General features: G+C 48.7%; 27 protein-coding genes. All 27 read left to right on the forward strand.

Annotated elements, in window-relative coordinates; all coding sequences use genetic code 11:
* Positions 1-7 precede the first annotated feature (7 nt).
* Complete coding sequence (codY, locus tag SHK35_RS09040; protein ID WP_318702497.1) at positions 8-796, forward strand: GTP-sensing pleiotropic transcriptional regulator CodY; 789 nt, start codon at positions 8-10, stop codon at positions 794-796.
* 144 nt (positions 797-940) lie between these two features.
* Complete coding sequence (gene flgB / locus SHK35_RS09045) at positions 941-1330, forward strand: flagellar basal body rod protein FlgB (protein WP_318709534.1); 390 nt, start codon at positions 941-943, stop codon at positions 1328-1330.
* Positions 1331-1371: 41 nt separating this feature from the next.
* Positions 1372-1824: a flagellar basal body rod protein FlgC gene (gene flgC, locus SHK35_RS09050; protein WP_318709535.1), complete on the forward strand. Its 453-nt coding sequence runs from the start codon at positions 1372-1374 to the stop codon at positions 1822-1824.
* Positions 1825-1903: 79 nt separating this feature from the next.
* Positions 1904-2257: a flagellar hook-basal body complex protein FliE gene (gene fliE, locus SHK35_RS09055; protein WP_318709536.1), complete on the forward strand. Its 354-nt coding sequence runs from the start codon at positions 1904-1906 to the stop codon at positions 2255-2257.
* Between the two features lie 21 nt (positions 2258-2278).
* On the forward strand, positions 2279-3874 hold the full coding sequence (locus SHK35_RS09060) for a flagellar M-ring protein FliF C-terminal domain-containing protein (RefSeq protein WP_318709537.1): 1596 nt from the start codon (positions 2279-2281) through the stop codon (positions 3872-3874).
* Between the two features lie 26 nt (positions 3875-3900).
* Entirely contained in the window at positions 3901-4917 is a 1017-nt protein-coding gene (gene fliG, locus SHK35_RS09065; protein ID WP_318702492.1) for a flagellar motor switch protein FliG, read from the forward strand.
* Positions 4901-5746 (forward strand): FliH/SctL family protein, encoded by an 846-nt coding sequence (locus SHK35_RS09070; RefSeq protein ID WP_318709538.1) that lies wholly within the window; start codon positions 4901-4903, stop codon positions 5744-5746. The genes fliG and SHK35_RS09070 overlap by 17 nt, the downstream gene beginning before the upstream one ends.
* A 20-nt stretch (positions 5747-5766) precedes the next feature.
* Positions 5767-7074: a flagellar protein export ATPase FliI gene (fliI, locus tag SHK35_RS09075; protein ID WP_318709540.1), complete on the forward strand. Its 1308-nt coding sequence runs from the start codon at positions 5767-5769 to the stop codon at positions 7072-7074.
* Between the two features lie 22 nt (positions 7075-7096).
* Entirely contained in the window at positions 7097-7549 is a 453-nt protein-coding gene (gene fliJ / locus SHK35_RS09080; RefSeq protein WP_318709541.1) for a flagellar export protein FliJ, read from the forward strand.
* Complete coding sequence (locus SHK35_RS09085; protein WP_318709542.1) at positions 7549-8424, forward strand: MotE family protein; 876 nt, start codon at positions 7549-7551, stop codon at positions 8422-8424. Before fliJ ends, SHK35_RS09085 begins: the two co-directional genes overlap by 1 nt.
* Positions 8425-8524: 100 nt before the next feature.
* The gene (locus SHK35_RS09090) at positions 8525-9928 is read left to right on the forward strand and encodes a flagellar hook-length control protein FliK (protein WP_318709544.1); all 1404 of its coding nucleotides are present in this window, start codon (positions 8525-8527) and stop codon (positions 9926-9928) included.
* A gap of 25 nt (positions 9929-9953) precedes the next feature.
* Positions 9954-10676 (forward strand): flagellar hook assembly protein FlgD, encoded by a 723-nt coding sequence (locus SHK35_RS09095; RefSeq protein ID WP_318709545.1) that lies wholly within the window; start codon positions 9954-9956, stop codon positions 10674-10676.
* A gap of 3 nt (positions 10677-10679) precedes the next feature.
* Positions 10680-11084: a TIGR02530 family flagellar biosynthesis protein gene (locus SHK35_RS09100; RefSeq protein ID WP_318709546.1), complete on the forward strand. Its 405-nt coding sequence runs from the start codon at positions 10680-10682 to the stop codon at positions 11082-11084.
* A 78-nt stretch (positions 11085-11162) separates the two neighbouring features.
* Positions 11163-12875 carry a flagellar hook protein FlgE gene (locus SHK35_RS09105; protein ID WP_318709547.1) on the forward strand — a complete coding sequence of 571 codons (1713 nt, stop codon included), beginning with the start codon at positions 11163-11165 and terminating at the stop codon, positions 12873-12875.
* A gap of 91 nt (positions 12876-12966) precedes the next feature.
* Positions 12967-13152: a flagellar FlbD family protein gene (locus SHK35_RS09110; protein ID WP_318702480.1), complete on the forward strand. Its 186-nt coding sequence runs from the start codon at positions 12967-12969 to the stop codon at positions 13150-13152.
* A gap of 33 nt (positions 13153-13185) precedes the next feature.
* Complete coding sequence (locus SHK35_RS09115; protein ID WP_318709548.1) at positions 13186-13983, forward strand: motility protein A; 798 nt, start codon at positions 13186-13188, stop codon at positions 13981-13983.
* Entirely contained in the window at positions 13983-14807 is an 825-nt protein-coding gene (locus tag SHK35_RS09120) for a flagellar motor protein MotB (RefSeq protein WP_318709549.1), read from the forward strand. The genes SHK35_RS09115 and SHK35_RS09120 overlap by 1 nt, the downstream gene beginning before the upstream one ends.
* 69 nt (positions 14808-14876) lie before the next feature.
* Positions 14877-15398: a flagellar basal body-associated FliL family protein gene (locus SHK35_RS09125; RefSeq protein ID WP_318709550.1), complete on the forward strand. Its 522-nt coding sequence runs from the start codon at positions 14877-14879 to the stop codon at positions 15396-15398.
* Positions 15399-15417: 19 nt separating this feature from the next.
* The gene (gene fliM / locus SHK35_RS09130; RefSeq protein WP_318702474.1) at positions 15418-16398 is read left to right on the forward strand and encodes a flagellar motor switch protein FliM; all 981 of its coding nucleotides are present in this window, start codon (positions 15418-15420) and stop codon (positions 16396-16398) included.
* 2 nt (positions 16399-16400) lie between these two features.
* On the forward strand, positions 16401-17912 hold the full coding sequence (fliY, locus tag SHK35_RS09135; protein ID WP_318709551.1) for a flagellar motor switch phosphatase FliY: 1512 nt from the start codon (positions 16401-16403) through the stop codon (positions 17910-17912).
* Positions 17913-17924: 12 nt separating this feature from the next.
* Positions 17925-18287: a response regulator gene (locus SHK35_RS09140; RefSeq protein ID WP_318702472.1), complete on the forward strand. Its 363-nt coding sequence runs from the start codon at positions 17925-17927 to the stop codon at positions 18285-18287.
* Positions 18288-18292: 5 nt separating this feature from the next.
* Positions 18293-18640: a flagellar biosynthetic protein FliO gene (locus SHK35_RS09145; protein WP_318702470.1), complete on the forward strand. Its 348-nt coding sequence runs from the start codon at positions 18293-18295 to the stop codon at positions 18638-18640.
* A 4-nt stretch (positions 18641-18644) separates the two neighbouring features.
* Positions 18645-19511 (forward strand): flagellar type III secretion system pore protein FliP, encoded by an 867-nt coding sequence (gene fliP / locus SHK35_RS09150; RefSeq protein WP_318709552.1) that lies wholly within the window; start codon positions 18645-18647, stop codon positions 19509-19511.
* 25 nt (positions 19512-19536) lie between these two features.
* Complete coding sequence (gene fliQ / locus SHK35_RS09155) at positions 19537-19809, forward strand: flagellar biosynthesis protein FliQ (protein ID WP_318702468.1); 273 nt, start codon at positions 19537-19539, stop codon at positions 19807-19809.
* 15 nt (positions 19810-19824) lie between these two features.
* Complete coding sequence (fliR, locus tag SHK35_RS09160) at positions 19825-20607, forward strand: flagellar biosynthetic protein FliR (protein WP_318709553.1); 783 nt, start codon at positions 19825-19827, stop codon at positions 20605-20607.
* Positions 20608-20618: 11 nt separating this feature from the next.
* A complete protein-coding gene (gene flhB / locus SHK35_RS09165) occupies positions 20619-21731 on the forward strand; it encodes a flagellar biosynthesis protein FlhB (protein ID WP_318709554.1) in 1113 nt (370 codons plus the stop codon).
* Between the two features lie 18 nt (positions 21732-21749).
* Positions 21750-23737, forward strand: a 1988-nt coding sequence (gene flhA / locus SHK35_RS09170; protein WP_318709555.1) for a flagellar biosynthesis protein FlhA, incomplete at its 3' end; no start/stop codon positions are given.

A 23737-nucleotide genomic window follows, 5' to 3' on the forward strand; every position in this document is an offset into this window, starting at 1 on the left:
AATGTGTATGAGCAGTGTACAGCTATTGGACAAGACCAGGAAGATCGGCAAGTTGTTGCACAATAATAATTCCAGTAAGGTGGTTTTCAATGATATTTGCAGTGTGATGCGTGAAATTTTGAATTCCAATGTGCTGGTGATCAGCCGCAAGGGCAAGGTGCTGGGGGTGGGGAAGTCCGATGGGATCGAATCCATCACGGAGCTGATTGAGGAGAATGTGGGGGGATTTATCGACTCCATGTTAAATGAAAGGCTTCTGGGCGTGCTGTCCACCAAGGAGAATGTGAATCTGGAAACGCTGGGCTTTGAGAGTACGGATGTGAAAAAATTTCAGGCCATCATTACCCCCATCGAGATTGCGGGAGAGAGGCTTGGCACTCTGTTTATCTATAAATGCTATGACCAGTATGACATAGACGATATTATACTCTGTGAATATGGCAGTACCGTAGTGGGTCTTGAGATGCTGCGGGCTGTAAATGAGGAAAGCGCAGAGGAAAGCCGAAAGGTGGCGGTGGTGAAATCTGCCATAAGCACCCTTTCCTTCTCAGAGATGGAGGCCATCACCCATATTTTCGACGAATTAAACGGCATGGAGGGAATTTTGGTTGCCAGTAAGATTGCTGACAGGGTGGGAATCACAAGGTCGGTGATCGTCAATGCGCTGCGTAAGTTCGAGAGCGCCGGCGTGATTGAATCCCGTTCCTCCGGCATGAAGGGTACTTACATCAAGGTACTCAACGATGTGGTGTTTGACGAGATAGAGGAGCTGAAGCGCCAGAATCGTAAAAAATAAGAGCAGATGGCGGGACTTGTTGCATAGTCAATAAGTCCCGTTTTTCATGTTTTTGCATTGAAAACCATAAAAAAATGTTGTTTTTTTGGCAAAATAAATTATAATAGAATAAAGTGGTAGGAGTGTGTGGAAAGGAGTTCCCTGATGATTCAAACTAATGTATTTGATTATATCAATGTGCTGGACAAGGCTGCGGACGCAGGCTGGCTGAGAAATGAAGCCATATCCAACAATATAGCCAACGTGGATACACCTTACTATAAGAGGCAGGATGTGTCCTTTGAAAATGAGTTAAAGAAGGCTTTGGGAAGCGGGCTGAACAAGTCTATGGACGAGAGAGTATCCTCCATAAAGACCAGTGAGCTTCAGGCAAGGCCCTACACGGATTATGAGAGCTATTCCTACAGACTGGATGGGAATAATGTGGACGTTGAAAATGAAAATGTGATGCTTGCGGAAAACCAGCTGAAATACCAGGGGCTTCTCACAAGCATCAACCAGGAGTTTACCAATCTGCAGACCGTGATAAAATAGATTTTCTCTGTTTTGTCTCAGCTTAGAAAGGATAGAAAAGAATGAGTATGTTCTCTGCTTTTAATATTAACGCATCCGGTCTTACCTCTCAGAGATACCGTATGGATGTGATTTCTGAAAATGTGGCAAATGCCAACACCACGCGCACGGAGGACGGCACGCCCTACCGGAGAAAAGTGGTTACTTTCGCCCAGAAGGGGGATCAGACCTCTTTCAGCAGAGTGCTGGGCAGCGTGTCTTTGTACCATGGATACAGCGGACAGGGCGTCAAGGTGGACGGCGTATATGAGGATACGGAAACAGAAATGAACATGGTATATGATCCCTCCCATCCGGATGCGGATGAGAACGGTTATGTTACATATCCCAATGTAAATATCATAACGGAAATGACGAATCTGATTGATGCCAGCAGGGCTTATGAGGCAAACGCCACAGCGTTCAACGCCAGCAAATCCATGGCTCTGCAGGGGCTTCAGCTGACGCAGCAGTAAAGCTTAAGCTTTTGAGGGGGAGCAGAAGGCATAGAAATACTGCGCAGAATGGATAAGAAGGATAAGAGGAGTACATACAATGGATTTATCAGCAATTAGCGGTCTTACGGGAGTCAGTGCTTTGAATGCAGCAGGCGCGGGCTCGGAGGTTTCTGCGGCTTCGCTGACAGGAATGCTCACGGAAAAAAATGAAAAAGCGGACGGAACATTGTTTAGCGCTATTTTTAATTCGGCGCTGGACAACATTAAAACCACAAACAGCTATCTTTCAGATGCAGAAAATGAGGAAATTAAGTTTGCTCTTGGAGAAACAGAGAATACCCATGATCTGACGATTGCCTTACGGAAGGCTTCCACAGCTCTGCAGTACACGGTGACGGTGCGGGACAAGATCCTGGAGGCATACCGTGAGCTGATGCAGATTCAGATATAATAGCGCTGGGGGAAATTTATCATGGCAGACAAGCTGAAAGAAATACCTGCAAAGGTGCTTGAGTGGTGGAATAAATTTACCGCCAGACAAAAAACCATTATCATCGGTATCGGTGCGGTGGTCATCTTTACTTTCGCAATTATCATATATGTGTTCTCACAGCCCCAGTATTCAAGGCTGATCGACTGCGAAACAACAGCCGATGCGGCGGAGGTCATCGATATTCTGGACGGCGCAGGCATTGCGCACAGGGAGTCAAGCGACGGCTTAAAGATCGATGTAGAGACCAGCCAGCTTTCTTCGGCCAATGTAGCGCTTGGTTCGGCGGGTTACGTTCCTGACGATTATTCGCCGGAGGATGCGCTGAGCGGGGGAATGTCTACGACGGCATCCGATAAGGAAAAGCTTTGGGGCGTGTATCTGGAGAACCAGCTTTCCAAGGACCTTACCAATTTAAGCAACGTAAAAAGCGCCACTGTGCGCCTGCATATTCCCGATCAGGATGGGACGCTGATTGCGCAGCAGCAGGAGTCCTCTGCGTTTATTCAGCTTGAACTGGACGGAACCTTTACCTCTGCCAATGCAGCGGCGGTGGCCAAGGCGGCGGCGACTTATCTGGGAAACGAAACCACAGCGAACATCACAATCATCGACAGCGATTCCAATATCCTGTTTGAAGGCGGAGAGGATTACACCTCCGCGGGCATCGCCAATTCCATGCAGGAGCTTCAAAATCAGGCAGAATCCATGGTGGCCAATCAAGTGAAGAAGGTTTTGTTTGGCACCAATCAGTACAACGCCATTGAGGTCACCAGCCATCTGACCATGGATTACGCCAATTACGAGGAGACTGTAAAGGAATATTATGCCAATGACGGACGGGAAGAGGGCATGATTTCCCATCAGGACACCTTCGATTCTGAAAGTGACAGCGGCGGAAGTGCTGTGCCTGGAGCGGAGTCAAATGACGGAACTGTGGAGGTATATCCCGATTCCGGCACCACCTCCTCCACACAGTCGGAGACCTCCACGGACTATCTGCCCAATGAATCCATCAACTATAAAGTGACTCCTGCGGGCAGCATTGATTATTCCCAGTCCTCCATTTCCATAACGGCTATTACCTGGAATGAGATTCATGAGGAGGATGTGGAGCGTCAGGGCCTTTTGGACGGCACCAGCTGGGAGGAATATAAGTCTGCAAACAGCGCGGATGTAAAGATGGATGTGGACCCGGATTTTTACAGCATTGTAGCCAATGCTACCGGAATCAGCGAGGATAATATCACCATAGTGGCCTACGAGTCCCCTGTCTTTTATGACAGGGAGGGCATGAATGTCAGCTGGACCACTATTTTAAGCATTATGATGCTGGTAATGATTCTGGCCCTGCTGGCCTTTGTGGTGCTGCGCAGCATGCGCACCCGGACAGAGGTGGCGAGGGAGGAGGAGCTTTCTGTGGAGAACCTTCTGCAGTCCACTCCTGGGCCGGAACTTGAGGACATTGATGTGGAGGCTAAATCAGAAACCCGCAAGCTGATAGAGAAATTTGTGGATGAAAATCCTGAGGCGGCGGCCAGCCTGCTTCGAAACTGGCTGAATGAGGACTGGAATTAAAGGGTTTGGAAGAGAGGCGAAGGATTATGGCTAGAACAAGAGAGGGAGACATTACCGGACTGCAGAAGGCGGCGATTCTGCTGATTTCGCTGGGGCCGGAGCGCTCTGCCGGTGTGTTTAAGCATTTAAAGGAAGATGAAATAGAGGAGCTGACCCTGGAAATTGCAAATACCAGAAGCGTGACGCCCCAGGTGAAGGAAGAGGTTATCAACGAATTCTATGAGGTGTGTCTCGCCCAGCAGTATATCGCAGAGGGCGGCATTAACTATGCGAGGGAGCTTTTGGAAAAGGCTCTTGGGTCGGACAAGGCCATGGATATCATCGGCAAGCTGACGGCGTCCCTGCAGGTAAAGCCTTTTGAATTTGTCAGAAAGACGGATGCCACACAGCTGATTAACTTTATTCAGGATGAGCATCCGCAGACGATTGCATTGATTTTATCCTATCTATCTCCCAACCAGGCGGCATTGATTCTTTCTGCGCTGCCTCCTGACAGACAGGCCGATGTGGCGAGACGTGTGGCTGTGATGGACAGAACCAGCCCGGATGTGATCAAAGAGGTGGAGAAGGTTTTGGAGTCCAAGCTGGCAAGTCTGGTAAATCAGGATTACACCATTATCGGCGGCGTGGACGCGGTAGTGGAAATTTTGAATACTGTGGACAGAGGAACGGAAAAACATATTATGGAAACCCTGGAGATCGAAGAGCCGGAGCTGGCGGACGAAATCCGGAAAAAGATGTTTGTGTTCGAGGACGTGCTTCTTTTGGACGACCGGGCTATACAGCGTGTGCTGCGTGATGTGGACAACAACGATCTGGCGGTGGCCCTGAAAGGTGCAAACGAGCAGGTGCAGAATGCGATTTTCAACAATATGTCCAAGCGTCTTGCCGTTATGATCAGAGAGGACATGGAATTTATGGGTCCTGTCCGCATGAAGGATGTGGAAGAGGCACAGCAGAAGATTGTAAATATTATCAGAAAGCTGGAGGATGCAGGCGAAATCGTTATTTCCAGAGGCGGAGGTGATGAGATCGTTGTCTAGTAATCTGCTGAAAAGAGGATATACCTGTCTGGCCCAGGATGATTTGCGTGTAATTGACAGCAATGAGCGGATGGCCAGGCGCATGGAGGAGCTGGCAGCCAGAATGCAGCGCCCGGAAAACGAAGGCTTTGTCCCGGGACTTCAGGCCGGGGAGGTGCCTCCTTTGGAGGAAGGGGAAGAAAATTCCCAGACCGGCAATGTGATAAAGGCGGCTGTGGAGGATGAAGCTGCATCACAGCAGGCGAAGGCGGAGGCTGATCTTATTGTACAACAGGCGAAAGAGGAGGCTGAGACCTTAAGACAGCAGGCAATCTCCCAGGCAAAACAGGAAAAGCGCAGTATTCTGGAGCAGGCCAGGACCCAGGGCTATGAGGAGGGGCAGAGGAAAGCGCAGGCTGAGAAAGCCCGCCTGGAGCAGGAGTACAGGAAGAAAGAAAAGCAGCTGGAGGATGCTTATCAAAAAAAGCTAGATGAGCTGGAGCCGGCGTTTATCGATACCATTACGGGAGTCTATGAGCACATTTTTCATGTGGAGCTTGCCTCCTACAGAGAGGTGCTTGTCTACCTGATTTCCACCGCCATGCGGGATGTAGAGGAAAAACGCAGCTTTTTGATCCATGTTTCCAAGGAAGATTATCCTTATGTGAGCATGGAAAAGAAGCAGCTTACAGCCGTTTCTCCCAACAGTGAAATTGAAATCATTGAAGATTTGACGCTTGGAAAAAATGACTGTCTGATCGAGACAGACGGCGGTATTTTCGACTGCGGCGTGGGTACACAGCTTGCGCAGCTTAGGCAGAAGCTGAAGCTTTTGTCTTATGAGAAGTGATTCCTGATGTTAGGAGCAGTATGACAATAGACTTTGAGAAATATAAGAAATTAGAAGAAAAAACATTTTTCCGCAGGCTGGGAAAGGTGGTCAACGTTGTGGGACTGACCATTGAGTCGGCAGGTCCGGATGCAAAGCTGGGAGATATCTGCAGGATATATCCTGAGGGAGACGGTGAACCGGCGCCTATTATGGCGGAGGTGGTGGGCTTTAAGGATAAAAAGACACTGCTGATGCCCTATGAGGCAGTGGACGGCATTGGCCTTGGCTGTATTGTGGAAAACACCGGTTATCCCCTTCGGGTACAGGTGAGTCAGAAGCTTCTTGGAAAAACCCTGGACGGTCTGGGACGCCCCATTGATGCAGAAAAGATAGAGGGCGCCAGCTACCCGGTGGAGGCTGCTCCGCCGGACCCTATGAGCCGGACGATTATCGACCAGGTGCTGCCTCTTGGAGTGAAGGCGGTGGATGGGCTGATTACAGTGGGGAAAGGCCAGCGAATCGGTATATTTGCAGGCTCTGGTGTGGGGAAGTCCACACTGATGGGCATGTTTGCCAGAAATACCCGGGCAGATATCAATGTGATCGGACTGATTGGAGAGCGCGGCAGAGAGGTACGCGAATTTATCGAGAGAGACTTAGGCGAGGAGGGCATGAAACGCTCTGTGGTGGTGGTGGCCACCTCGGACCGCCCCGCTCTTGAACGAAATAAGGCTGCCAAGACAGCAACGGCGATTGCGGAATATTTCAGAGACCAGGGAAAGGATGTGCTTTTGATGATGGATTCCCTGACTCGTTTTTCCATGGCCCAGCGTGAAATCGGGCTGGCCAGCGGGGAGCCGCCTGTGAGCAGAGGCTATCCGCCCAGTGTGTACTCCGAGATGCCAAAGCTGCTGGAGAGAGCCGGGAGGGCCGCAAAGGGTTCCATAACAGGCCTTTACACGGTACTGGTGGATGGGGATGACTTTAACGAGCCTATCACGGATACGGCCCGCAGTATTTTAGATGGACATATTATGCTGAGCCGCAAGCTGGGACATAAAAATCATTATCCGGCCATAGATATTCTTCAGAGTATTTCCAGGTGCATGAGCCAGATTGCAGACAGAGAGCACAAACAGGCGGCAGGCAAGCTAAAGTCGGTGCTGGCTACCTACAACGAAGCGGAGGATTTGATCAACATTGGCGCATACAAGAGCGGAAGCAATCCTTCCATTGATTATGCCATCACAAAAATTGATGCGGTAAATGAATTTTTGTGCCAGGGTGTGGAGGAAAAGTTTGAATTCGAAGAGACTGTGGCTGCCCTGGAAAAGCTGTTTCAGTAAAAACAGGAGGCCGTGAACATAAATGGCAAGATTTCACTATTCACTGCAAAGCATTCTGAGTATCAAGGAAAAGATGGAGACCCAGGCAAAGCAGGAGTTTTCCTCCGCTAAAGGCGCCCTTGACAGGGAGGAGGAGAAGCTGGCGGAATTAAAGGAGCGGAAGCTGTCTTATGAAAAACAGGCGGCAGAGCTTCTTTCGGGGAAGCTGGATGTGAGGGAGATTGAAGAGAATCAAACTGCGATTCTGCGCATGGATTCCTTTATCGCGGAGCAGAACGTCAGGGTGCGGAGAGCAAAAAAGGCTCTTGAGGAGGCCAGGGAACGTCTGACGGAAGTGATGAAGGAGCGGAAAACTCATGAATCTTTAAAGGAAAAAGCCTTTGAAAGCTTTTTACAGGAAGAAAACAGGCAGGAGAGCAAGGAGATAGATGAGCTGACCAGCTATACTTATGGTCAGAGGCAGGTGAGCAAATAATGGCAAAGGCAAAGAATCTTGAGGGGCTGGCGGCTCCGACGGAAAAAGAAAAATTAGAAAGTGAAAAAAAGGAACTGAAAAGGCAGCAGCGGGAGCAGAGAAAAGAGGCAAAAAGAAGAGCCAGAGAAATTGCCAGGCAGGAGGACGCTCTGGGGGAGGATGAGGAGAGCAATGGTCTTTTGACTCTTGGAGCGACGCTTCTGATTGTGGCCCTTTGGCTGGCGGTAATCTGCGTCGTTATCAAGCTGGACGTGGGAGGCTTCGGAAGCAGGGTGCTGGCTCCCATTCTGCAGGATGTGCCGGTGCTCAACAAAATATTGCCGGAAAATTCCGTGACGGAGACTACGGATACAGAAAGCTATGGGGGATACACCAGCCTGGAGGAAGCGGTGGAACAGATAAGGAGCCTGGAAATTCAATTAGAGCAGGCTCAAAATGAGTCCCGGTCCAAGGATGAGGAGCTTGACAGCTTAAAAGCTGAGGTTCTGCGGCTTCAGGAATTTGAAAACAGCCAGGTGGAATTCCAGAGGGTAAAAACGGAGTTTTACGAGGAAGTAGTGTATGCCGAAAACGGTCCCGGGGCTGAGGCGTATCAAAAATACTATGAGTCAATGGATCCCACCACGGCAGAATATATTTATAAGCAGGTGGTTACACAGCTCGAGGAAAGCCAGGAGGTTCAGGATTATGCAGAAGCTTATTCTCAGATGAAGCCTAAGCAGGCTGCGGGAATTTTTGAGTCTATGACCGATGATTTGGATCTGGCGGCCCGGATATTAAAGGTTATGAGTGCTGAGGACAGGGGCGCTATTATGGGGCAAATGGATCCTGAGGTGGCAGCCAGACTGACCAAAATCATGGATCCTGAATCTTGACGGAAAACGTAACAATTTTTTTGATTTTTTCCGATATATGGTTTGAATGCCTTAACAGGCTTTCAAATAAATAAAATACGAAAAGAAAGGAGGAGAGAGTATGACGAGTACACCTGTAAAGGCTGCGGGCAGTGCGGTCAAGGGAGCCGCTCAGATTTTTCCCGCTGCAGGGAAAACCGGGGAATCCGGATTTCAGGAAATACTGAATTTTCAGACGGACAGAAGGGATACCCAAAAGGCAGTGAAACAGGATACTGCTTCCTTTGGCGGGCAGACTTCCCTTCGAAAGACAGAGCATGTCCAGGGCGAATCCCTAAAGACAAAGGACACGGGGAAGGCCGGGGCTGAAAAAGAAGCGGAAGCTTTGCAGGATGCGGACCTTGCCGGTGAGGAAAGGGAGGAAGTCCTGGAGGTGCTTGGCAGTGTGTCTGCACAGTTTATGGAGCAGCTTGGCCAGATACTTGGATTGACAAAAGAGGAAATCCAGGATGTGCTTGGACAGCTTGACATGGAGCCCTTACAGCTGTTAAATCCGGAGAATTTGAGCGGTTTTCTGCTTGCGGCGGCCGGAGCGGAGGATTCCCTTTCCCTGATTACCAACGGGGAGCTGTATCAGGATTACCGGACGGCCATGGAGCAGCTGAGTGCGCTTTTGGAACAGGCCGGCAAAGAGCTGGGACTGGAAGGCGAAGCACTTTTAGCGCTGACAGAGGATGTGGGAAGCACGCCCGGTGAATCCGGCATTGGCGGGGAATCTGTATCCGTGGAAATCACGGTAGATGAAGCTGTTTTGCAGGAAGAAATGCCGGAAACAGAGGAAGGCAGCACGCCAAAGAGCAGCCAGGGGATGTCTGAAGGGAATGCCCAGACGGATACGCAGCTGGTGAAACAGAGTGCCGGGGCAGACGCACAGACAGACGAAGGAAACGGCGCACAAAGCCGCCAGGAGCACACGGGCGGACAAACCGCCAATTTCTTGCAGCAGGAATTCAGGCTTGACAGCTTTCAGGCTCAGGCAGCGCAGACAGGGGAAAGCGCCCTTATATGGGATGTGGATACCCAGGATATTATGAAGCAGATCATGGATTACATGAAGATTCAGATTAAGCCTGACGTATCTAATCTTGAAATGCAGCTGCATCCGGAAAGCCTTGGAACCGTACATGTTCAGGTGGTGTCAAAGGGAGGGGCTGTAACGGCTCATTTTATCACGCAGAACGAGACGGTAAAGGCTGCTTTGGAAAGCCAGATGATTCAGCTCAAGGAAAGCTTTCAGGAACAGGGAGTGAGAGTGGAGGCCGTTGAGGTTTCCGTACAAGCTCATCAGTTTGAGAGAAACTTAGAGCAGGGCAGAGGAAGGCAGCAGGAGCAGGCCCCATCCAAAGGGAGAGCGAGAAGAATAAATCTCAACGAGCCTTTAGATTTAGAGGAGCTGGAACAAGAGGAAGCCCTGGCGGCTGAGATGATGACTGCCACAGGAAGCACGGTGGACTTCACCGCGTAGCACAAAAAAGGAAAGGAGTGATATTATGGCACTGGTACAGGCAGTGGAGGATGGAAAACTGGTAGAATCTACATCCCAGAGCTCTCTGTCCCAAACCACAGGCGCCAGCAGCGATATGGACAAGGATGCTTTTCTGCAGCTTTTGGTGGCGCAGATGAAGTATCAGGATCCGTTGGAACCCACCTCCAACACGGAGTACATATCCCAGTATGCACAATTTACCCAGGTGGAGCAGATGCAGAACATGGCAAAGAGCATGGATCTGCAGCGGGCAAGCACCCTTGTGGGAGAGGAAGTATATATCAAGACCACAAATTCCTCGGGAGAGACCAACTATGTGCGGGGAAAAGTAGACTATGTGGTATACGAGAACGGAAAGGCATATCTGTCTATCGGAGAGCAGCTGTATTCCATTGACGATTTGGATACGGTGGCAGACCCCGAATACCTTGCAGCTTACGACAAGGCATATGATTTCAATGTGGCGATCAACAAGCTGCCCGGCGTAAACGCCATTGGTCTTTCGGATGGAGAGGCCATTGATGAGCTGGAGAAAATCTACAATGAAATGACGGATTATGAGAAAAGCTTTCTGGCGACCGATGTGGTGAACCAGCTGAATAAGTATATCGAAAAGCTTAAGGAGCTGAGAACCATAGCAGGAGAGGACGAAGGCACGCAGAACGGAGAGGACACGGAAGATACGCAGGGAACAGAAGGAACTGGGAATACAGATACGGGAGCCTGAGAAATGAACATACAAAAAAGCGGTTATCTGTCCATTGAGCAGCTGACCGACCGATATCTGAATCCGGCGCAGAGGACGGGGACAGAAAGGACCACGGACGGTCTGACGTTTGAAGAGGTTCTGCAGACAAAGACGCTTCAGGGCGAGGAAGCAAATGGACTTAAGTTTTCAAAGCACGCGGCGGTGCGTCTGGCGGACCGGAATATTGAATTGAGCACGAAGCAGCTGGAACGGCTGAATGAAGGGGCAAAGAAGGCAAAACAGAAAGGGATCAGGGATTCTTTGGTGATCGTGGATGAAATTGCCTTTATTGTAAATGTGCCCAGCCAGACGGTAGTGACGGCAATGGACAGTGCACAGACAAGTGAAAATGTATTTACCAATATAAACGGAGCGGTGATTATATAAGCCGGACCTGAATGGAGGCTTGAGCCTTTTGAATGACAGAGAGAGGCAGGCTCCGTTTCTACAGGAGGAATCAGTACTATGATGAGATCATTGTATTCTGGTGTGTCGGGATTGAAAACACACCAGACAAAGATGGACGTGATCGGTAATAATATTGCCAACGTCAACACGGTTGCATTTAAGTCAAGCTCGATTGTGTTCAGCGATCTGCTCAGCCAGACCACGCAGAACGCAAGCGGCCCCAACGCCCTTACGGGAGCCGGGGGAACCAATGCAAGACAGATCGGTCTGGGCGTTAAATCCGGAGCGATCAGCACAAGCATTGCTACACAGGGGGCCAGCCAGTCCACGGGCAATCCCTTTGATATCATGATTAACGGAGATAACTTTTTCATTGTGAACAACGGCAGTGAGAATTTCTTTACCCGTGACGGCTCCTTTTATGTGGACGCAGCAGGCAACCTTGCCATGACCAGCACCGGATACAATGTAATGGGCTGGGGCGTGGACGAAACCACAGGAGAAATCAGGCAGGATACGGTGACAGCGCTGCGCATTATGAGCGCGGCAAATATGACCTATCCGCCGGAGGCTACCTCCCAGGCGTATGTTTCCGGTATTCTGGACAAAAACGATACGGATGTGACCAGTGCAAACGGCAAGGTGATTAACCTGAATTTTTATGATGCCCTGGGCTACAGCTACACGGCAAAGCTGACCTTTAAGCAGTCGGCGGACGAAAATGAGTACAGTCTGGAGCTTTCCAGCCTGCTGGATTCCGAGGGAAACGAGATAGACATTACCGGGGTTACCTTCGGAACGGTAAACAATACCCAGGAAAGGCCGGTGACGGTAAGCTTTAACAGCTCGGCTTATAGGTGGAACGGCAATCAGCTTCAGTCTGCTGACGGCGGCATTATCTATGCGGATTTAACGGCTATATTCAACGCCGGTACTTTACGGGACAGAGACGAAGTGGTAAGCATTGGCGGAACGGACATGACAGTGCAGGAGGTTCTGGACAACATTGCCACAGCCTATGGCTATGAGGGTTCTACAGAGGAATTTTTAAATCTGTTTGTGTACGATGAAACAAACGGCACTACGCCGGTTTCTGTGGAGCAGATGCTGGCAAACATGGTACAGGGTACAGGAACTGATATGTTTCCTTCTACGGAGGATTCCTTTGAAGCTGACGGCCGTTTCTTTGACGGCACCACGATAACCTTTGACGGCAACACCGGAAACTTTGCCGGTATCGGCGGAGCGGCTACCCAGACCACTGCTGTTTTGGGACTTTCTGCCCTGGGCGGAAACTTTTCCGACATCACCGTTGATTTTTCCAATGTGTCTATGGTAGACAACAAGGGAACCTCTACCGTGTCCGCTACCAGCGGGGACGAGGACGGACTGGGCGCCGGCAGACGCCTTGGGGATATGATTGGTGTTTCCATTCAAAACAATGGCATGATTTATGCAAGCTACGATAACGGTATGACAAAGCTGCTGGGACAGATTGCGACTGCGGAGTTTGCCAATGCCTCCGGTCTGGAGAAGCAGGGTGACAACCTCTATTCCGCATCCTTAAACTCCGGGGAATTCGACGGCATCGGCGTGGATATTACTGCAAACGGCGGTTATATGTCCACGGGACAGCTGGAGATGAGCAATGTGGATTTGTCCTCAGAATTTACAGAAATGATTACCACACAGAGGGGCTTCCAGGCAAACAGCCGTATTATCACGGTGTCCGATACCTTGCTTGAGGAATTGACAAACCTGAAGAGATAAGGTATCATTAATGAATAAGGGACGGAGCTTTCCGTCCCTTATATCACTTATGGTTTATGCCTGATGGAATAACAGAAGCGAGGTGGATTTTATGATAGAGGTAACGAAAATCAATGGCGTGAAAATCCTTGTAAATCCGCATCTGTTTGAAGTGGTGGAGGAGACGCCGGATACAGTGATTACGCTGACGACAGGCAGAAAAATAATTGTAAAAGAAAGTAGACAAGAGATAAAAAATCTTGTAAAATTGTACAGAAAGGATATTCTTGCAGAATAATTCAAAAAATTGCGGAATGTTTAGGTGATTCTCGTGGATATAGCATCCTTATTAGGCATTATTTTAGGATTATTGGCAATCGTATTCGGTGTTATCAGCAGTGCTGGTCTGGGCGGCGTTTATGAATATCTGGATTATCCATCCGTTATCATAACCTTCGGCGGCGCTTTTGCTTGTACGCTGATGAGTGTGAGCCTGCAGAACTTTATTGGCGGAGTAAAGTCCATGGGCCTGATCTTCAAGGCTCCTGTTGTGAATACGGCGGAGATGATACGCAAGATCATTGATCTGTCCAATGTGGCCCGCAAGGAGGGACTGCTTTCCCTGGAGGAGGCGGCAGAAGATTTAGAGGATCCTTTTTTGAAAAAGGGAATTCTTTTGATTGTGGACGGCACGGATCCGGATCTGGTCAGAGCGATTATGGAAACAGAGCTTGTGAGCATTGAAGGGAGACATAAGGACAAGATCGGTTTCTGGGACACACTCTCTGCCATGGGACCTGCCTGGGGTATGATCGGTACCTTGATTGGTCTTGTGGATATGCTGTATAATATGGAAGACCCTTCCACCATTGGACCGGCTATGGCGGTGGCGCTGATTACCACATTGTATGGTTCCCTGCTTGCAAACTGGATTTGTATTCCGGTGTCCAACAAGCTGAAGGCGGATAATGATGTGGAAATGATGCAGAAGGAAGTAATGATAGAGGGGCTTTTGTCCATTCAGGCCGGGGAGAATCCAAGAGTCATCGAAGAAAAGCTGAAATCCTTCCTCGCTCCAGCCGAAAGAGAGAATGCGGCCGAAGAAGCAGAGGCAGGAGGTGAGGTGTAATGGCCAGACGCAGAGAAGATCCGCCTTCAGGGGGGAACGCGCCGTGGATGAATACCTTTGCGGATTTGATGAACCTTCTTTTATGTTTTTTCGTCATGCTGTTCGCTATGTCAGATACAGATACGGAAAGGTATAACCAGATGGCAGCGTCTATGAACAGCACCTTCAGTATTTTTGACGGAGGAGACACTGCTTTGGAGGAGGGGGTGCTGATTGGAAACGGTATCAGCCAGCTGAATAATCTGGATCAATACATAAACAGCACGGGAAGGGCGGCGGAAGGGCAGAATGATGCCCAGGAATTCGAGGAAAATGCGCAGAGTACCGCCCAGGAGCTGGCTCAGGCATTGGAAGGCGAGATGCTGCAGCAGAATGAAGAATTGTCTGAGAACATTGAGGAAGCCGTATATGAGAGCAGCCTGTCTGATCAGGTGGAGGTGAGCTTTTCGTCCCAGTACGTCCAGCTGACCATGAAGGGCGCCCTTTTGTTTGACTCGGGCAGCGCTGAGCTGAAGGGTGAGGCGCTGGATATTCTGGATAATGTAGGAGTGATTCTGGAAAGATACAGTGAAGGCACCATTGAAATAGAAGGACATACGGACAATGTACCGATAAGCAGTGCCAAATATGCCGATAATGAGGAACTCAGCAGTGCCAGAGCCCTTTCTGTGTTCTACTATCTGGTAGAAAATACCTCTTTGGATCCGGCAAGGCTGAGACATGCGGGAATGGGTGACAGAGAGCCCATTGCGGACAATTCCACTGAGGAGGGCAGAAGCAGAAATCGAAGGGTGGAAATACGAATTTATAATCCTGCCAGCTGAGAGATGAGAACGGCAGCTGTTTGGGTTTTAAATTAAAAAATGTGCAAAAATGCGCAGATGGGAGTAAAAATGAAGAAGAACATGCTGACGGTGCTGATTCTGGCACTACTGATTGTGAATGTTGTGTTGACCAGTGTACTGATGGTCAGTGTCATGGGAACCAACCAAAAAACATCTGAGCTTGTGAACAACATAGCTACAGTAATGCGGCTGGAGCTGACACAGCCGGGAGAATCGGGACAGGAGATTTCGCTGGAGGATACAGCAGTATATAATCTGACAACTATGACCATTCCTCTTGCAAGCGATCCTTCTGCCCAGGACGGTGGAGTGCAGAGATATATCCAGTTTGATGCGGCGCTGTCCATGAACATGAACAGTGATGGATACAAAACCTATGGCGAGACCATAGCGGATCGTGAGAGTCTTGTGAAGGATGCTATCTCCTCGGTGGTTTCAGCCCACACAGAAAGTGAGTGCAGGGCGGACCTGGAGGGACTGAAGGCAGAAATCCTGCAGGCGGTTCAAAATTTGTTCCAGTCTGATTTTATTTATCAGGTGGCAATCAGCGAAGTGAAGTTCGGAAGTTAGGCTAAGGAGGTGAGCTTTTGTGGGAGAGGTCCTTTCACAAAATGAGATAGATAATCTGCTTGCAGCCTTATCGGCCGGAGAGCTGGACGTAGATCAGATGCAGAGCAATGAAGAGAAGCATGTGAAGAATTATGATTTCAGCCGACCCACGAAGTTTTCAAAGGAGCATCTGCGGACGCTGGAAATCATATTCGAGCATTACAGCCGGCTGGTTTCTACGAATCTTCCCGTCTACCTGCGGAAAAATGTCCAGGTGGCGGTGGCAAGCTCAGAGACAGTTACCTTCAGCGAGTTTACCAATGCTTTGTCTAATCCCGTTATTTTGGGAATCATTAACTTCGCTCCGCTGAATGGCACAGTTATCATAGACCTGGCAACAAATCTTGGTTATGCCATGCTTGACCGTATGCTGGGAGGCAGCGGCGTACCATTGGAGAAAAGCCGGGAATTTTCAGAGATTGAGCTTACTATTTTACAGAAACTGATGATTATGTTTACCCAGCTTCTCAGAGAACCCTGGAAAAATGTGATTGATGTGAATCCTGTTTTAAACCGGATGGAAACAAATCCACAGTTTGCCCAGGTGATCGCTCCCAATGATATGATAGCGCTGATCACGCTTAACATGAAGATCGGGGATGTGGAGGGCTTTATGAATATATGCCTGCCTTTCTTTACCCTGGAAGACATCATGGATAAGCTGAATACAAAATACTGGTTTTCTACAATGCAGGAGAACCGGGATGAAAATTATGAGGAATATATCGAATCGCTGATCCGAAGGGTAGATGTACCCATTAAGGCAGTACTCGGAAAAAGCCTAATTTCAGTGAATGATTTCCTGAATCTTCAGGTTGGAGACTGCATCCGCCTGGATTCAAAGATTGATAGCGATATGGATATTTATGTAGGAAATATCAGAAAGTTTACCGCATTGCCCGGAACCGATAAAGAATCTTATGCTGTCCGGATTACATCGGTAATCAGAGAGGAGGAGTAAGCATGGATGGAATGCTGTCTCAGGATGAGATAAGTGCGCTGCTAAATGGAATGGATTTATCCGCCGACGGCGCAGGTGATTTGGACAGTACAGAAAACCTGCCTAAAGGGGATGCGGCAGGAGACATAAGCAATGAAAGTACAGCCGGCAGCACAGCTTCCGGAGAGGGAGAGCTGCTGACAGATGTGGAAAAGGATGCAATTGGGGAGGTTGCCAATATCAGTATGGGTTCCTCTGCCACTACCCTGTATTCTCTTGTGAATAAAAAGGTGAATATCACTACCCCGGTGGTTACCCTGGCTACATGGAATACGCTGCTGGGAGATTATGAAAAGCCATGTGTATTTATCCAGATTAAATATACCAAGGGGCTTGACGGCATGAATATTCTCGTGCTGAAGGAGCACGACGTGAAGGTGATTGCCGACCTGATGATGGGCGGTGACGGAACCAATACGGACGGTGAACTGGGTGAGCTGCATTTGAGCGCCATCTCTGAGGCTATGAATCAGATGATGGGTTCTGCTGCCACATCTCTTTCCACGATGCTGCAGACGGTGATTGATATCAGCCCGCCAGAGAGCACTCTGGTGGATTTATCCGAATTCCAAAACGGTGGGGATGTTTCGCCGTTTCTGGGCGGCACCTTCGTTAAAATTGCTTTTCGCATGCAGATTGATGAACTGGTGGATAGTACCATTATACAGTTATACCCCATTGAATTTGCCCGTAAGGTGGTGGAAACCTTCTTTAACACCCAAATAGGAGTCTCCTCGGAAAGCGTTTCCGCTCCGGAACAGGAGATGAATTCACAGCAGATGCCTTCGTCAGGAGATTCTCAGGGCCAGACGGGATATGGTAATGGGATGGAAAGCGGAATGAATTCCAATGGAATAAATTCCCATGGAATGAATTCCATGGCAATGAACCAGATGGACATGAATCCAATGAATATGAACCCCATGGGAACAAACCAGATGAATATGGGGCAGATGGGCATGGGCCAGATGGCAATGAACGGGAACCCAATGGGAATGAACCAGATGGGCATGAATCAACTGAATATGAACCCCATGGGAACAAACCAGATGAATATGGGCCAGATGGGGATGAACCAAATGAACATGGGGCAGATGGGCATGAACATGAATGCAGGCGGATTCAATCAACCCATGGGGATGAGTCAGATGGGGGCGGTTCCCCAGATGAATCAGCAGAATGTTAATGTTCAGCCGGCCCAGTTTCAGAATTTTTCCAGCAATGTAAATAGTGTTCCAGGCCAGGAAAATATCGGCCTGATCATGGATGTCCCTCTTGAGGTTACAGTTGAATTGGGACGTACCACTAAGTCGATTTCCGAGATACTTGATTTCGCGCCTGGCACGATCATTGAGCTTGACCGTATTGCAGGCGAACCTATAGACGTTTTGGTGAACGGCAAATTTGTTGCAAAGGGAGAAGTTGTTGTAATCGAAGAAAGCTTTGGTGTGAGAGTAACCGAAATTATCAAATAGGAGGATAGTTAAATGGCAAAGAATATTTTGATTTGTGATGACGCGGCATTCATGAGGATGATGATTAAGGACATTTTGACGAAAAACGGCTACAATGTCGCAGGAGAAGCGGAAAACGGGATTAAGGCTGTGGAGAAGTATAAGGAGGTTTCTCCCGACCTTGTGCTTATGGATATCACTATGCCTGAGATGGATGGCATTCAGGCGCTGAAGGAGATCAAAAAGCAGGATGCCGGCGCAAAGGTCATTATGTGTTCCGCCATGGGACAGCAGGCGATGGTGATTGAGTCCATTCAGGCCGGTGCAAAGGATTTTATTGTAAAACCGTTTCAGGCAGAGCGCGTGATTGAAGCCGTTAAAAAGGTAGTGGGCTGACGGCAGTGCTGCTGACAGGGAATGTAAACAGCTACGCGCAGTTTCTTGCTGTGCTGGTAGTTTTTGTTTTGGTGCTCGGCATAACGGCGCTGACTACCAAGTGGATTGCGAATTACCAAAAGCAGCAGAATGTGACCTGCAACATTGAAATTCTGGAGACAACCCGTATCAGCAATAACAAGTATATCCAGCTTGTGCGGATTGGAGAGACATATCTTGCCATCGCGGTCTGCAAGGATACGGTAACGCTGCTTGGGGAAGTGCCTAAGGAGCAGCTTAAGGAGAGCGGCCCAAAGGAAACAGGGAAGCCCTTCAAGGCCTTGCTGGAAAAGGCAATGAAACCAAAGGAATAACTGCATGAAGAAGCAAATGTTGACTGGAAAAAAAATATGGATGCTCGTATGCCTGCTGATTACGGTAGGCATATTGTGTATTCACGAACCCATTACAGCCCATGCGGCACAGCAGCACCTGACGGGAGAAACAGAAAACTCAACTGTTATCAATCCTCCCGGCACGGCCCAGACGCCCGAAGAATTGAATTCACTGAACACAGGGAATACCATAAGCATCACCTACAATGATGGGAACGGACAGCTGAATGGAGCTTTAAGAATTTTAATTATCCTGACGCTGATTGCTTTGGCTCCCACCCTCATCATTATGATGACCTCCTTTACCAGGATTATCATCGTGATGCACTTTACCCGGTCGGCGTTAAATACCCAGACGGCGCCGCCCAACCAGATTTTGATCGGTTTGTCCCTGATTCTTACCTTTTTCATTATGGAGCCTACCATAACAACTGTTTACGAGGAGGCTGTGGTTCCTTTTGAGGAGGGTCAGATAGATCAGGAAGAAGCCTTTGAACGGGGGATGGAGCCTCTGAGGGAATTTATGTACCGCCAGACCCAGGTAAAGGATGTGGAGTTGTTTATGGACATTGCAGGGCAGGAGTGGGACGGTGCATCTTTGGAGGATATACCAAATTCCGTGCTGGTTCCAAGCTTTATGGTCAGTGAGCTGAGAACGGCCTTTTGGATTGGTTTTATGATTTATATTCCTTTTATTGTGATAGATATGGTGGTGGCCTCCACGCTCATGAGTATGGGTATGATGATGCTGCCGCCCACCACCATTTCCATGCCTTTTAAGATACTTTTGTTTGTTTTGGCGGATGGCTGGTCTCTTGTAATAGGCAATCTGGTAAAGACCTTTTACTGATGGCTGTCGTGGAAAGGATTTTTAGATGACCGTTGATGCAGTTACAGAAATGGCGAACAATGCCTTATATTTGATTATCCTGGTATCGCTGCCGGTTTTGCTGGTTTCCCTGATTGTTGGTCTGATAATCAGTATTTTTCAGACGGTAACTTCCATACAGGAACAGACCCTGACCTTTGTCCCCAAAATCATCTGTGTGTTTTTGGCGCTGATGCTGTTTGGACACTGGATGATGAGCACCATGGTGGAATTTACTACTCAGCTGTGGTCGAGCTTCAGTCTTTATGTACATAAATAGACGGGAGCAGGGGATATGATCAATTATTCTTTTTCCATTTATGATCTGGAATATTTTCTGCTGATTTTTACCAGGGTATCCTGTTTTGTGTTTATTGCTCCTTTTTTCAGCATGAGCAACACGCCTGCGAGAGTCAGAATCGGTCTCAGCTTTTTTTCATCCATGCTGCTTTATGGGGTATTAACCCCTGCAGAGGCAGTGGTATATGACTCTGTGCTGGAATATACGGTAATCATAATGAAGGAGGCTGTCGTCGGGCTTTTGATTGGCTTTGGCGCAAATATCTGTACTTCTGTTGTGAACTTTGCGGGTTCCATTGTAGATATGGAGACGGGACTTTCCATGGCCACGCTGATGGATCCCGCCACCAGGGAAAACACCAGCATAACGGGTGTTTTTTATCAGTATGTTTTTATGATGCTCCTGATTGCTACGGGAATGTACCGATATCTGTTCGGTGCGCTGGCGGACACCTTTACGCTGATCCCGGTGAACGGAGCAGTGTTTCGTTCGGACTCTCTTGTGCAGTCCATGACGGATTTTTTAAGCGACTATATCGTGATCGGCTTTCGCATTGTGCTGCCGGTATTTTGTGTGGTGCTTTTGCTGAATGCAATATTGGGTGTTTTGGCAAAGGTGTCTCCCCAGATGAATATGTTTTCTGTGGGAATTCAGCTGAAAATACTGGTGGGGCTTGCGGTGATGTTTTTTACGGCCGCAATGCTGCCTGGCGCCGCTGATTTTATTTTTCAGGAGATGAAAAAGATGATTGTATCCTTTGTGAACGGCATGATGTAGAGGTGTGATAAGTGATATTGGAATATAACCTTCAATTCTTTGCAAAAGAGGGACAGGGCGGAGAAAAAACGGAGCCTGCCACCGAGAAAAAGCTCACTGATGCCCGCAAGGAAGGGCAGGTGGCCAGAAGCCGTGAGGTTGGAAATGGCCTGGGGCTTTTGGCGCTTTTTCTGGTTTTAAAACTATGGGTGGGAAACATGGGCACCCAATTTCTCTCAGTTTTTTCTGATATTTACAATCGAATTCCGGAGACGGCAACATTCTGGAATGGCTATATGCCGGAGACAGACACGGGAATCGTGTTCCGGGAGATGATGCTGCAATCGGTGATCATCATGCTGCCCATTCTGCTGATCGGTGTCGCGGTGGCTTTTTTCAGCGATGTCATACAGGTGGGCTGGCATCCCACGGGGAAGCCCATACAGCCTAAATTAAACAGAATGAGCCCTCTGTCGGGCTTTCGGCGGATTTTTTCCGTGAATTCCGTGATGGAGCTGCTAAAATCTCTTTTGCGGATTGGTCTTATTGTTTATATCTGCTACAGCTATCTTCAGGATAAATGGCCGCTTTTGTTTTCCCTGTATGACATGACGCTTATGCAGGCGCTGCAGCTTGCAGCGGAGACAGTGACGGATCTGGGAATCCGCATTTCTATCGTGTATCTGGTTTTGGCGGCTGCAGATTTCGCTTATCAGAAGATAAAATTTGCCATGGATATGCGGATGACAAAGCAGGAAATCAAGGAAGAATACAAGCAGCAGGAAGGAGACCCTCAGGTCAAAGGTAAAATCCGCCAGAAAATGCGGGAGGTTTCCCAGAGACGTATGATGCAGAATCTGCCGCAGGCAGATGTGGTCATTACCAACCCTACCCATTATGCTGTGGCTATCAAATATGACCCCCAGGTTGCAGATGCGCCGGTGGTAATCGCCAAGGGAGAGGATTATCTGGCAGCCCGCATCAAGGAAGTAGCAAAGGAAAATAAGATAGAAATTGTTGAGAATAAACCCCTTGCCCGTATGCTTTATGCAAATGTGGATGTGGGGGCGGTGGTGCCGCCGGAGCTGTATCAGGCGGTTGCAGAGGTGCTGGCCTTCGTTTATCATCTGCAGGGCAAAATTTAAAGGAAAGGAAGTGTATACATGAAACTGAACAAAGCAGATATGGGCGTTGCTCTCTATATAATAGCTGCCTTTTTAATGTTTATCGTTTCCATTCCTACGTGGCTTTTGGACATTCTTCTTGCACTGAATATTGCCATTGCGCTTACGATATTGTTTGTAGCCATGTTCAGCAAGGAAGTGCTGGATATGTCTTATTTCCCTACGATGCTTTTGTTTACCACCATTTTCAGAATCGCGCTGAATGTGTCCTCTACTAAATTGATTTTGGGACAGGGTGATGCGGGAAACGTGGTGCAGACCTTTGGTGAGTATGTGGGCGGCGGTAATCTGATCATCGGCGTTATTGTGTTTATCATTCTGATCATGATACAGTTTCTTGTAATCAACAAGGGTTCAGAGCGTGTGTCAGAGGTAACCGCCAGGTTTACCCTGGACGCTATGCCTGGTAAGCAGATGGCCATTGATGCGGATTTGAACACCGGGGCTATCACGGATGCTGAGGCAAAGCGCAGGCGTGAGAAAATTCAGGAAGAAGCAAGCTTCTTTGGTTCCATGGACGGTGCTGTAAAGTATGTAAAGGGAGACGCCATTGCCGGTCTTATTATTACGGTGATCAATATTGTGGGCGGTATCATCATGGGCGTCACAAGAGAGGGGCTGGACATAACGGCCGCTCTGGATAAATATGCTATTTTGACCATAGGCGACGGTTTGGTGAGCCAGATTCCTTCCCTGTTAATTTCCCTCTCCACAGGTATCCTTGTGACTAAGGGAAGCAAGGAAGCGGATTTTGGAAGCACTCTGATAAAACAGCTTTTCAGTATTCCGAAGGTTCTTTATCTGGTGGGGGGAATGCTGATCGTATTAGGCTTTACCACCAATTTGAACACTATTTTGTTTGTGGGTCTGGGGCTGGTGTTTATCATTGCAGGGAGAAGCATTGCAGGTACCATCGAGACCGCCAGAATCGAGCAGGAGGTAGACACTGAGGAGGCGGCTGCAGAGGAGATTCGTCAGCCGGAGAATGTGAACAGCCTGCTGCAGGTGGATCCCATTGAATTGGAATTCGGCTACGGGATTATTCCACTGGCGGACGTAAACCAGGGAGGCGACCTTTTGGATCGTGTGGTTATGATCAGAAGGCAGATTGCGCTGGAGCTGGGGACTGTTGTGCCTATTATTCGACTCAGGGATAACATTCAGTTAAATCCTAACCAATATATTATTAAGATCAAAGGAATACAGGTCAGTGAGGGAGAAATCCTTTTTGACCACTACATGGCTATGAATCCCGGCTATGTGGAGGAGGAAATCACGGGAATTCCCACCTTTGAGCCCTCCTTCCACCTGCCTGCCATCTGGATTACGGAGGGGCAGAGAGAGCGCGCGGAAAGTCTGGGATATACAGTTGTGGACCCGCCTTCCATTATAGCCACCCATCTGACGGAGATTATCAGACAGCACATTGCGGAGCTTTTGACCAGACAGGATGTGCAGAATTTGTTAAATAACCTGAAGGAAAGCAATCCTTCCCTGGTGGAGGAGCTTGTGCCGAAAACGCTGGGTCTTGGGGAAATTCAGAAGGTGCTTCAGAACCTGCTGCGGGAGGGCATTTCCATCAGGGATCTGCTTACGATTCTGGAAACGCTGGCGGATTATGCGCCTACCACCAGAGATACGGATGTTTTGACAGAGTATGTACGCCAGAGCTTAAAGCGGGCCATATCCACCAAGTATTTTCCGGCCAATGAGACCACAAGCGTGGCAACCTTAGACCCCAAGGTGGAGCAGGAAATTATGGGAAGCGTGAAACAGACGGAAACGGGAGCGTTTTTGAATCTGGATCCCAGCCGCTCCAAGGCTATCATAGATTCGGTGGGGAAAGAAATCCGCAAGCTGGAAAATCTGGGCAAGACGCCCATTATCATTACATCTCCCATTGTGCGTATGTATTTTAAGAGACTGACGGAGGATTATTTTAAAGATTTAGTGGTGGTTTCTTACAA

The organism is Candidatus Acetatifactor stercoripullorum, from assembly GCF_944382095.1.
GTDB lineage: Bacteria > Bacillota > Clostridia > Lachnospirales > Lachnospiraceae > Acetatifactor > Acetatifactor stercoripullorum.

Excerpts from the sequence above, each read along its gene's own strand:
- codY (WP_318702497.1), top strand. The coding sequence starts at position 8 with ATGAGCAGTGTACAGCTATTGGACAAGACCAGGAAGATCGGCAAGTTG.
- flgB (WP_318709534.1), top strand. The coding sequence starts at position 941 with ATGATTCAAACTAATGTATTTGATTATATCAATGTGCTGGACAAGGCT.
- flgC (WP_318709535.1), top strand. The coding sequence starts at position 1,372 with ATGAGTATGTTCTCTGCTTTTAATATTAACGCATCCGGTCTTACCTCT.
- fliE (WP_318709536.1), top strand. The coding sequence starts at position 1,904 with ATGGATTTATCAGCAATTAGCGGTCTTACGGGAGTCAGTGCTTTGAAT.
- SHK35_RS09060 (WP_318709537.1), top strand. The coding sequence starts at position 2,279 with ATGGCAGACAAGCTGAAAGAAATACCTGCAAAGGTGCTTGAGTGGTGG.
- fliG (WP_318702492.1), top strand. The coding sequence starts at position 3,901 with ATGGCTAGAACAAGAGAGGGAGACATTACCGGACTGCAGAAGGCGGCG.
- SHK35_RS09070 (WP_318709538.1), top strand. The coding sequence starts at position 4,901 with ATGAGATCGTTGTCTAGTAATCTGCTGAAAAGAGGATATACCTGTCTG.
- fliI (WP_318709540.1), top strand. The coding sequence starts at position 5,767 with ATGACAATAGACTTTGAGAAATATAAGAAATTAGAAGAAAAAACATTT.
- fliJ (WP_318709541.1), top strand. The coding sequence starts at position 7,097 with ATGGCAAGATTTCACTATTCACTGCAAAGCATTCTGAGTATCAAGGAA.
- SHK35_RS09085 (WP_318709542.1), top strand. The coding sequence starts at position 7,549 with ATGGCAAAGGCAAAGAATCTTGAGGGGCTGGCGGCTCCGACGGAAAAA.
- SHK35_RS09090 (WP_318709544.1), top strand. The coding sequence starts at position 8,525 with ATGACGAGTACACCTGTAAAGGCTGCGGGCAGTGCGGTCAAGGGAGCC.
- SHK35_RS09095 (WP_318709545.1), top strand. The coding sequence starts at position 9,954 with ATGGCACTGGTACAGGCAGTGGAGGATGGAAAACTGGTAGAATCTACA.
- SHK35_RS09100 (WP_318709546.1), top strand. The coding sequence starts at position 10,680 with ATGAACATACAAAAAAGCGGTTATCTGTCCATTGAGCAGCTGACCGAC.
- SHK35_RS09105 (WP_318709547.1), top strand. The coding sequence starts at position 11,163 with ATGATGAGATCATTGTATTCTGGTGTGTCGGGATTGAAAACACACCAG.
- SHK35_RS09110 (WP_318702480.1), top strand. The coding sequence starts at position 12,967 with ATGATAGAGGTAACGAAAATCAATGGCGTGAAAATCCTTGTAAATCCG.
- SHK35_RS09120 (WP_318709549.1), top strand. The coding sequence starts at position 13,983 with ATGGCCAGACGCAGAGAAGATCCGCCTTCAGGGGGGAACGCGCCGTGG.
- SHK35_RS09125 (WP_318709550.1), top strand. The coding sequence starts at position 14,877 with ATGAAGAAGAACATGCTGACGGTGCTGATTCTGGCACTACTGATTGTG.
- fliY (WP_318709551.1), top strand. The coding sequence starts at position 16,401 with ATGGATGGAATGCTGTCTCAGGATGAGATAAGTGCGCTGCTAAATGGA.
- SHK35_RS09140 (WP_318702472.1), top strand. The coding sequence starts at position 17,925 with ATGGCAAAGAATATTTTGATTTGTGATGACGCGGCATTCATGAGGATG.
- fliP (WP_318709552.1), top strand. The coding sequence starts at position 18,645 with ATGAAGAAGCAAATGTTGACTGGAAAAAAAATATGGATGCTCGTATGC.
- fliQ (WP_318702468.1), top strand. The coding sequence starts at position 19,537 with ATGACCGTTGATGCAGTTACAGAAATGGCGAACAATGCCTTATATTTG.
- fliR (WP_318709553.1), top strand. The coding sequence starts at position 19,825 with ATGATCAATTATTCTTTTTCCATTTATGATCTGGAATATTTTCTGCTG.